Origin of the sequence: Planktotalea sp., from assembly GCF_049680325.1 — a bacterium.
Classification (GTDB): Bacteria; Pseudomonadota; Alphaproteobacteria; order Rhodobacterales; family Rhodobacteraceae; genus Planktotalea.
In genome coordinates this window covers 1-8,118 of the sequence record NZ_JBAUHO010000196.1, presented here as the reverse complement: position 1 = coordinate 8,118, position 8,118 = coordinate 1, and the positions used below count along the sequence as shown (strand labels likewise).

General features: G+C 58.8%; 8 protein-coding genes. 4 read left to right on the top strand and 4 right to left on the bottom strand.

Features of this window, described 5'->3' with window-relative positions:
* On the top strand, positions 1-1,298 hold a 1,298-nt coding region (locus WBC85_RS08835), incomplete at its 5' end, for a class I tRNA ligase family protein (protein ID WP_424435470.1).
* A 74-nt stretch (positions 1,299-1,372) separates the two neighbouring features.
* Here WBC85_RS08835 and WBC85_RS08830 read toward each other — a convergent pair.
* Entirely contained in the window at positions 1,373-2,158 is a 786-nt protein-coding gene (locus tag WBC85_RS08830) for a crotonase/enoyl-CoA hydratase family protein (RefSeq protein WP_424435467.1), read from the bottom strand.
* Positions 2,159-2,221: 63 nt separating this feature from the next.
* Positions 2,222-2,383, bottom strand: coding sequence for a Tat pathway signal protein (locus WBC85_RS08825; protein ID WP_424435464.1), 162 nt, complete (start codon positions 2,381-2,383; stop codon positions 2,222-2,224).
* Positions 2,384-2,480: 97 nt separating this feature from the next.
* Here WBC85_RS08825 and WBC85_RS08820 point away from each other — a divergent pair, with 97 nt between their 5' ends.
* Positions 2,481-3,590 (top strand): pyridoxal phosphate-dependent aminotransferase, encoded by a 1,110-nt coding sequence (locus WBC85_RS08820; RefSeq protein WP_424435461.1) that lies wholly within the window; start codon positions 2,481-2,483, stop codon positions 3,588-3,590.
* A gap of 13 nt (positions 3,591-3,603) precedes the next feature.
* Here the strand turns inward: WBC85_RS08820 and WBC85_RS08815 are convergent, their stop codons facing one another.
* On the bottom strand, positions 3,604-4,803 hold the full coding sequence (locus WBC85_RS08815) for a pyridoxal-phosphate-dependent aminotransferase family protein (RefSeq protein WP_424435458.1): 1,200 nt from the start codon (positions 4,801-4,803) through the stop codon (positions 3,604-3,606).
* 19 nt (positions 4,804-4,822) lie between these two features.
* Here WBC85_RS08815 and WBC85_RS08810 point away from each other — a divergent pair, with 19 nt between their 5' ends.
* Both WBC85_RS08810 and WBC85_RS08805 read left to right on the top strand, forming a co-directional pair.
* Positions 4,823-5,629, top strand: coding sequence for a tyrosine-protein phosphatase (locus WBC85_RS08810; RefSeq protein WP_424435455.1), 807 nt, complete (start codon positions 4,823-4,825; stop codon positions 5,627-5,629).
* A gap of 1 nt (position 5,630) precedes the next feature.
* Positions 5,631-7,376: an ABC transporter ATP-binding protein gene (locus WBC85_RS08805; protein WP_424435476.1), complete on the top strand. Its 1,746-nt coding sequence runs from the start codon at positions 5,631-5,633 to the stop codon at positions 7,374-7,376.
* Between the two features lie 51 nt (positions 7,377-7,427).
* Here WBC85_RS08805 and WBC85_RS08800 read toward each other — a convergent pair whose 3' ends face one another.
* The gene (locus WBC85_RS08800) at positions 7,428-8,108 is read right to left on the bottom strand and encodes a TIGR04283 family arsenosugar biosynthesis glycosyltransferase (RefSeq protein WP_424435473.1); all 681 of its coding nucleotides are present in this window, start codon (positions 8,106-8,108) and stop codon (positions 7,428-7,430) included.
* Positions 8,109-8,118 lie beyond the last annotated feature (10 nt).

The window sequence follows — 8,118 nt, the reverse complement described above, 5'->3', positions numbered from 1 at the left end:
ACACATGGTTCTCTTCTGGCCTCTGGCCTATCGGCACGCTCGGCTGGCCTGAGCAGACGGATGAGTTGAGCAAATACTTCCCGACCTCGACCCTGATCACAGGTCAAGACATCCTGTTCTTCTGGGTCGCGCGCATGATGATGATGCAGCTTGCGGTCGTGGATGAAGTGCCCTTCGACACCGTCTATCTGCATGGCCTCGTAAGGGACGCCAAAGGCAAAAAGATGAGCAAATCCACAGGCAACGTGGTGGACCCGCTTGAAATCATTGACGAATACGGCGCCGATGCGCTGCGTTTCACCAATGCGGCGATGGCCTCGATGGGCGGCGTGTTGAAACTGGATACAACGCGCATCGCGGGCTATCGCAATTTCGGCACCAAACTCTGGAACGCTTGCCGTTTTGCTGAAATGTATGACGTCTACACGGACGGCGCAGCTGAGCGCCCCGCCAACCCGCATGCAACGGTTAACAAATGGATCGTCGGCGAGACCGCGAAGACACGCGAAGCCGTGGATGAGGCGCTGGAAGCCTATCGTTTCAATGACGCCGCCTCCGCGCTCTACTCTTTCGTTTGGGGCACGGTTTGTGACTGGTACGTGGAATTCGCCAAGCCCTTGCTGCAAAGCGACGACGACGCAGCGGCCAAGCTGGAAACCCAAAGCACCATGCGCTGGGTTCTGGATCAATGTATGATCCTGCTGCACCCGATCATGCCCTTCGTGACCGAAGAGCTTTGGGGCACGCTGTCCGAGCGTCAAAAGATGCTGATTCACGCGGATTGGCCAACCTATACGGCGGCTGATCTGGTCGATAGCGCAGCGGATGCAGAAATGAACTGGGCGATTTCGGCAATTGAAGCGGTGCGGTCTACCCGTGCGCAGATGCATGTGCCTGCGGGTTTGAAGGTGCCTGTCGTTACATCGCACATGAGCGATGCCGCGCGCACGGCGTGGGATAACAACGAGGCCCTGATTAAACGATTGGGCCGCATTGATAGCCTGAGCGCTGTTGAGGCTTTCCCGAAGGGCTGCGCGACTGTGCCGCTTGAGGGGGCCACCCTGGGCTTGCCGCTTGCGGATATTATCGATGTGGATGAAGAAAAGGCGCGTTTGGAGAAGACGCTGGGCAAACTGGCCAAAGAGTTGGGCGGATTGCGCGGGCGTTTGAAGAACCCCAATTTTGCCGCCTCTGCCCCGCCCGAAGTGGTTGAGGAAACCCAAGCAAATCTTGCGCTGCGCGAAGAGGAAGAAGCGCAGCTGAAAGAGGCTTTGGCGCGTTTGGCTGAGCTGGGGTAGTGGTGGGGGCGCTGCCCCCGTCCATTAAGATGGACTCCCCCGAGGTATTTCAGGACCAGAGAAGCAGCGCGGCCTTAGGTGAACTTGGGCGCGCGTTTCTGGATGTTGGCCATGACCGCTTCCATCTGGTTGGGCGTGCCGATAAGCGCGGCCTGCGCGCGCGATTCTTCTAATAGAACGGCCGCTTCGTCATTGATGCCTGCGAAATGCACCAAGGCTTTGCCCGAGCGCACGGCGGAGGGGCTTTTGGAAGCGATCAGCTTGGCGAGCGCCATTGCAGTTTCTAACGGCGCTTCGGAGGTTTCAGAGACAAGGCCGTAATCAACGCCCTCTGCCCCTGTGAATTCCGCGCCTGTATAGGTCAGGCGTTTCAGCACGTCCTCGCGCATCAGTTTGGGCCAGATCGCCATGCCGCCCATGTCCGGCACAAGCCCCCATTTCATTTCAAGGATCGCCATGCGCGTGGCAGGATGTGCGATGCGGTAATCCGCACCCGTCGCGATTTGAAGGCCAGCCCCAAAGCAAACCCCATGCAGCGCAGCGATGACCGGCATTTCAAGCTGACGCCAGACCATGCAGACATGCTGGTAGTCATTTGATGCGCCGTGGGTGCGTTTCATAATCAGCTCATTCGGATCCCCCCCCGCAAGGGCGGAAAAGCTGGCCACATCAAGGCCCGCACAGAACGCATCGCCCTGCCCTGACAAAACAACGGCGCGCACGTCAGTGTTGCCGCGCAGCGCCTCGCCCGCCTCGATAATGCCTGCGATCATATCAGGATCGACGGCGTTCATCTTGTCCCCGCGCGTCAGTTCAACGTGGGCGATGTGGTCTTTGATGGTTGTGGTGACGCGTGGCATGGGCTGGCTCCTTTTGGCTGACCCTAAGCTAGCCCCAAGCCCGCGAAAATGGAAAGCGGAACGTCAGGGCACCAAACGTTCAACCGCGCGCATCATGCCAAGCGATTTGTCATAGACCAGCGTCAAGATCCTGCGCCCGCCTGTTTTGGCAGCAATTTGCGGCAGCGCGCGCACGCCCCCAGCGGCGACAGCACTTGCGATAAATCCTCTTCGGGTCAGTTTCATGTCCTGCCCTCCCTTGTTGCGAATGATTCTCATGTAATAACGGCAGCCCGCGATTTCAACCTTGCCCTGTTCAGGCCCGCGCATTACGCAATTGCCTATGACATACCCACGCTACACCGCTCTCGCCCAGACCCTGCCTGCCTCTGTCCCGTTTGTTGGACCCGAGGCGCAAGAACGCGCCCGAGGCGCGCGCTTTGATGCGCGGCTTGGCGCAAACGAGAATGGCTTTGGTCCCGCCCCTGCGGTTTTGGAGGCGATCAAAGCCCATGCGCATGAGGCCTGGATGTACGGCGAGCCTGAAAGTTATGAATTGCGCAGCGCCATTGCCGATCATCACGGGGCCGCGCGCGAGAACATCGTTGTTGGCGAAGGCATCGACGGGTTGCTTGGTTATGTGGTGCGCCTGGTCGTTGGTGCGGGCGATGCGGTCGTTACCTCTGACGGGGCCTATCCGACGTTCAACTATCATGTCGCCGGTTTTGGCGGTGTCCTGCACAAGGTGCCCTACAAGGGTGATTTCGAAGATCCCGATGCATTGCTTGCCAAAGCGCGCGAAGTCGATGCGAAGCTGGTGTATCTGTCCAATCCGGACAATCCGATGGGCACCTATATCAGCGCCAAAGCTATTGAGGCTATGATCGAGGGACTGCCGGCAGGTTGCCTGCTCATTCTGGATGAAGCCTATGTCGAGTTCGCGCCGCAAGATGCTATTCCGGATATCGCCATAGATCATCCTGCGGTCATTCGAATGCGCACGTTTTCCAAGGGCTACGGCCTTGCAGGGATGCGCGTTGGTTACGCAATGGGCGCGCCAGAATTGATCCTCGCGTTCGAGAAAATCCGCAACCATTTCGGGATGAACCGCATTGCGCAGATCGCAGCATTGGCTGCGTTGAAGGATCAGGCGGGGCTGGACGCGATCAAGGCAAGTGTCGCCGAAGCAAAGCGCCGCATCGCGCAAATCGCGGCGCAGAACGGTTTGATGCATTTGCCCTCTGCCACGAATTTCGTTGCCATTGATTGCGGCGGCGATGACGCCTTTGCGCGGCGCGTTCTGGGCGAGTTGATCGCGCGCGGTATCTTTGTGCGCATGCCTTTTGTTGCACCGCAAAGCCGCTGTATCCGTGTCAGCTGTGGTCCCGAAGTTGAGTTGCAGCGGTTTGAACAGGCATTGCCAGAGGCGCTGAAAGCAGCGCGCTCTGTGTAACCCTTATTTGCGGTTAGGCTTTCCCCGAAATGACCTTGGTTGCGGCATCCAGCGCTCCTGCGCCGTAGGGCAGGCCCAACGCATCAAAGCCCGCCTGCATCGTGGCGATCGTGCCAAGCACCATATGCGCGTTTACGTGTCCCATGTGGCCGATGCGGAAAAAGCCATCGCCATTTGGATCCCCCTCTTCCGACATGCCCAGCCCGATGCCGAGCGTCATGCCAGCCTGATGTTCCGTCCAGCGGCGCAAACCGGTGCCATGCGGCGCACCCAGACGCAAAGCTGTAACCGCGTGCGAGCGATGCGCGCGATCTGCCACGTTTAGCGTCAGCGGGCCACCCTGCCCCCATGCCTCACAAGCGGCCCAATAAGCGCGGGCAAGGGTTTCATGGCGCGCCCAGACGGCCTCCAATCCCTCGGCGTGGATCATATCGAGCGCTGCGCGCAGACCATAAAGCATGTGGGTCGGTGCCGTACCGCCAAAATATTCAAACAGCTTCTCGGGATTCGCGCGCGGTGTCCAATTCCAATAGCGGCTAACGCGGGTCATCTTGGCACGCACGGCGTCTGCGCGATCATTAAAGAAGACGAACCCCAGGCCCGGCGTGACCATCAACCCCTTTTGGCTGGCGGTGACCATAATATCTACGCCCCAAGCATCCATTTCAAAGCGATCGCAGCCAAGCGATGCAATGCAATCCACCATCAGCAGCGCGGGATGCCCTGCCCCGTCCAGCGCGGCACGCACCTCGGCAATGTTGTTCTTGATCGAGGTTGACGTATCCACGTGGACCGCAAGGACCGCTTTGATCCTATGCTCTTTGTCGGCGCGTAGGCGCGTTTCAATCGCATCGGCATCCATTGGCGTCTTGGTGCCGAATTCCATTAGCTCGACCTCGGCGCCAAGCCCTGTCGCCATTTCGCCCCAACCAACGCAGAACCGGCCCGTGGAGGGCACAAGCACGTGATCGCCCGCGGAAATCACATTGCTTAACGCCGCTTCCCAAGCCGCATGACCATTGCCCATATAGATCGCAACGTGATGCTGCGTGCGCGCAACAGCGCGCAAATCGGGAATGATCCCTGCGGTCATTTCTACCAGCTCGCCCTCGTAAATATTAGGGGACGCGCGGTGCATCGCGCGCAGGACGGCGTCGGGGACGACAGAGGGACCGGGAATAGCAAGATAGCTGCGGCCTTGAGCAAGTGACATCAAAGAAACTCCAATACGAATGGCGCTGACACTACCGACCCGCGCGGTGCCGTCAACGGCTCGTGCGCTTGCACCGCGCAGCGTCAAGGTCTACATGCCGCACAACGCTCCTTTCAGGCAGGACATTCGGATGCTCAAGACACTCGGGAAAAAAATCAGCGATTGGGAACGCAACTGGCGCTATTCCTTTGGCAATGACATCACAGACCCGGTTGAACGTCGCAAATCGGTTTGGCATTTCAACCTGTTCGATCATTCGTTTCTGCGGATACTCTGGACGAACTTCTATCCCGTGTCTGACGGGGTTTGGCGTTCGAACCAACCCACTCACAAACGGTTCATGAAATACCGCGACATGGGAATAGTCTCCGTCATCAACCTGCGCGGCACAGATGCGCGCGCGCATTACCTGTTTGAAGAAGAAAGCTGCCGAATTCTCGGGCTCAAATTGCACAACACGCGCCTTTGGGCGCGTACAGCTGCGGATCGCGAAAATATCGTCGCGGTGATTGATCTGATGCGCACAGTGCAGCGTCCTTTCATGTTCCACTGCAAGTCTGGTGCAGACCGTGCAGGGTTTTGCGCGGCGATGTACCAGATGATTTTTGATGGCGTGCCTGTGCAAAAAGCGCGTGAGCAACTGTCGCTGAAGTTCATCCATATCAAATGGAGCAAGACAGGCGTGCAGGATTACATCCTGGATGTGTTCGAGGCGCGTCAGGCCAAGGGCGACATCGACTTTGAAACCTGGATTCGCACCGAATACGATAATGACGTTATCCAGGAAGGCTTTGACAGCAAGACCCCGCCCGCGCAGATTGCCTGATATGGCAAAGGTCGATCATTCTTCGCGCACCCTGCTGCGTTGGCTCTGGAAGAGCTACCTGAAGCGCCATCTTTGGATGCTTTTGCTGGCAACCATCTTCATGGCGCTGGAAGGGTCCATGCTGGGGCTACTCAGCTGGATGATGAAACCGATGTTCGATCTGGTGTTCCTTGAAGGGGATCAATCAGCGCTTTGGTGGGTCGGCATTGTCATTCTCGGGATATTTCTGGTGCGCGCGGCCGCGTCGGTCATTCAAAAAGTGATCCTGACCCGCATTTCGCAGCAATCCGAAGCGGATATGCGCTCTGATCTGCTGAGCCACCTGATGCGCCTCGATGTAAGCTTTCATCAGGTCAACGCCCCCGGCACCTTGATGCAACGCGTGATCGGGGATGTCTCTGCGGTAAGCCAGGTCTGGAATGCGATCATCACTGGTGCAGGCCGTGATCTTGTCGCCGTCATCGTTCTCTTCGGCGTTGCCATGAGCGTGGATTGGCGCTGGACTGCCGTAGCGCTGATAGGTGTGCCTTTACTGGTCCTGCCCTCGCTTATCGCGCAACGCTTTGTGCGCCGCCACTCGCGCACAGCCCATCAGGTCGCCGCGCGTCAATCCGGGCGTCTTGATGAAGTGTTTCACGGCATCGTGCCGGTCAAACTCAACCGCCTTGAGGACTATCAGGCGCGCCACTACGCCAAACTCAATGCACAGCGCGTCGAGGTTGAGGTAACAACCTCCCTCGGCAAGGCCGCAATCCCCGGTTTGATCGACGCCATGTCAGGTGTCGGCTTTCTCGGCGTGTTGATCTATGGCGGCGGCGAAATCATCTCTGGTGAAAAGACGGTTGGCGAATTCATGGCCTTCTTCACCGCGCTCGGTTTTGCCTTTGAGCCGCTGCGCCGCCTTGGCACGATCACCGGTGTCTGGGAAGCAGCGGCGGCTGGTATCGAGCGGGTGATGGAATTGCTTGCGCTTGAACCGGTTCACAAAACGCCGGCCAACCCGGTGCCTGCCCCGCTTGGCACGCCTGAAATCACCTTGCAAAATGTGACGCTCAACTACGGCGATACGACCGTGCTGCGCGGCACCACATTCACCGCACATGCGGGAAAAACAACCGCGCTTGTCGGCCCCTCGGGCGCTGGCAAGTCCACTATTTTCAACGTGCTGACCCGTATCACAGACCCGCAAAGCGGCGCAGCGCTGATTGACGGTATTCCTGTCACCGATATGGCGCTTGGCGATTTGCGCGATCTCTTCTCGGTCGTCTCGCAGGACGCCTTGCTTTTCGACGAAACCCTGCGTGAGAATATTCTACTCGGGCGCACCGACGTCAGCGAAGCAATGCTGCAAACCGCGCTGGATGCGGCCCATGTCACAGACTTCCTGCCCCAGCTCCCGAACGGGCTTGATAGTGCTGTCGGCCCGCGCGGCTCCGCTCTTTCGGGCGGGCAACGCCAGCGCGTCGCCATCGCGCGCGCACTGCTGCGCGACACGCCTATCCTGCTGCTTGATGAAGCGACATCAGCGCTGGATGCACAGTCCGAAGCCGTGGTGCAGGCCGCGCTTGAGAGCCTCTCGGAAGGGCGCACAACGCTTGTCATTGCCCACCGGCTGTCAACCATCCGAAGCGCAGATCAAATCATCGTCATGGAGGCAGGCCGCGTGCTGGAAAGCGGCACGCATGAAACCCTGCTCAAAGCAGATAAAACCTACGCCTCCCTGCATGCGCTGCAAGCCAAAGCGTAACGCCGCGCCCTTCATTTTGCCGATAAACTCATCGCGCGCGCCGATGCCGCGCTAAGGCTTTCGATAAGTAGCCGCCAATCGCTCAACCGGCACCCCTGCAAAATAGCGCGCCAAAGTCCAAAGGTTGCGCCCCCCACGGCGCAGCCACCCTGCGCTCTCATATTTGGCGGCGCTGGTCATCGCGCGCGCATCCAAGGCACGAAGCTGCCCTTTCAATGCCCGCGCCAAGGCAACATCTTCCATCAAAGCCATGTCCTGAAATCCACCAACGGCATCATACAAAGCGCGCGAAACCAGCAACCCCTGATCCCCATAAGGCAAGCCGAACAAAGCCGAGCGCAGGTTCGCCCATCCAGCAACAAGGCGCGCAGGCACCCCGCCACTGCCAAAAGCCAGCTTGAAAAACCCAGCCTTTTCGAGGGTTAAATGCGCGCGCGCAACCGCGCTCCAGCCAGGCTCCAACTGCGTATCTGCATGCAGCACCATTATCCACGTGCCCTGCGCAATCTCGCAGCCCCGCTTCAATTGCCCACCGCGCGACGCAGCGCCTGAAATCCAGACCGCACCGATTTCATCTGCAATACGACGCGTGTCATCATCAGAACCACCATCACTGACGATCAACTCGCGGATCAACCCTGCCTCAACCCCCTCCATGAGCGAAGCAGCGCAGCCCGCCAACACATGCTGCGCATTCAACACAGGTATCACTACAGAAATCGGTGCGCGCACGACCTTGGCC

Coding starts and splice junctions, on each gene's coding strand:
- WBC85_RS08810 (WP_424435455.1), top strand. CDS start 4,823: ATGGCGCTGACACTACCGACCCGCGCGGTGCCGTCAACGGCTCGTGCG.
- WBC85_RS08805 (WP_424435476.1), top strand. CDS start 5,631: ATGGCAAAGGTCGATCATTCTTCGCGCACCCTGCTGCGTTGGCTCTGG.
- WBC85_RS08820 (WP_424435461.1), top strand. CDS start 2,481: ATGACATACCCACGCTACACCGCTCTCGCCCAGACCCTGCCTGCCTCT.
- WBC85_RS08815 (WP_424435458.1), bottom strand. CDS start 4,803: ATGTCACTTGCTCAAGGCCGCAGCTATCTTGCTATTCCCGGTCCCTCT.
- WBC85_RS08825 (WP_424435464.1), bottom strand. CDS start 2,383: ATGAAACTGACCCGAAGAGGATTTATCGCAAGTGCTGTCGCCGCTGGG.
- WBC85_RS08830 (WP_424435467.1), bottom strand. CDS start 2,158: ATGCCACGCGTCACCACAACCATCAAAGACCACATCGCCCACGTTGAA.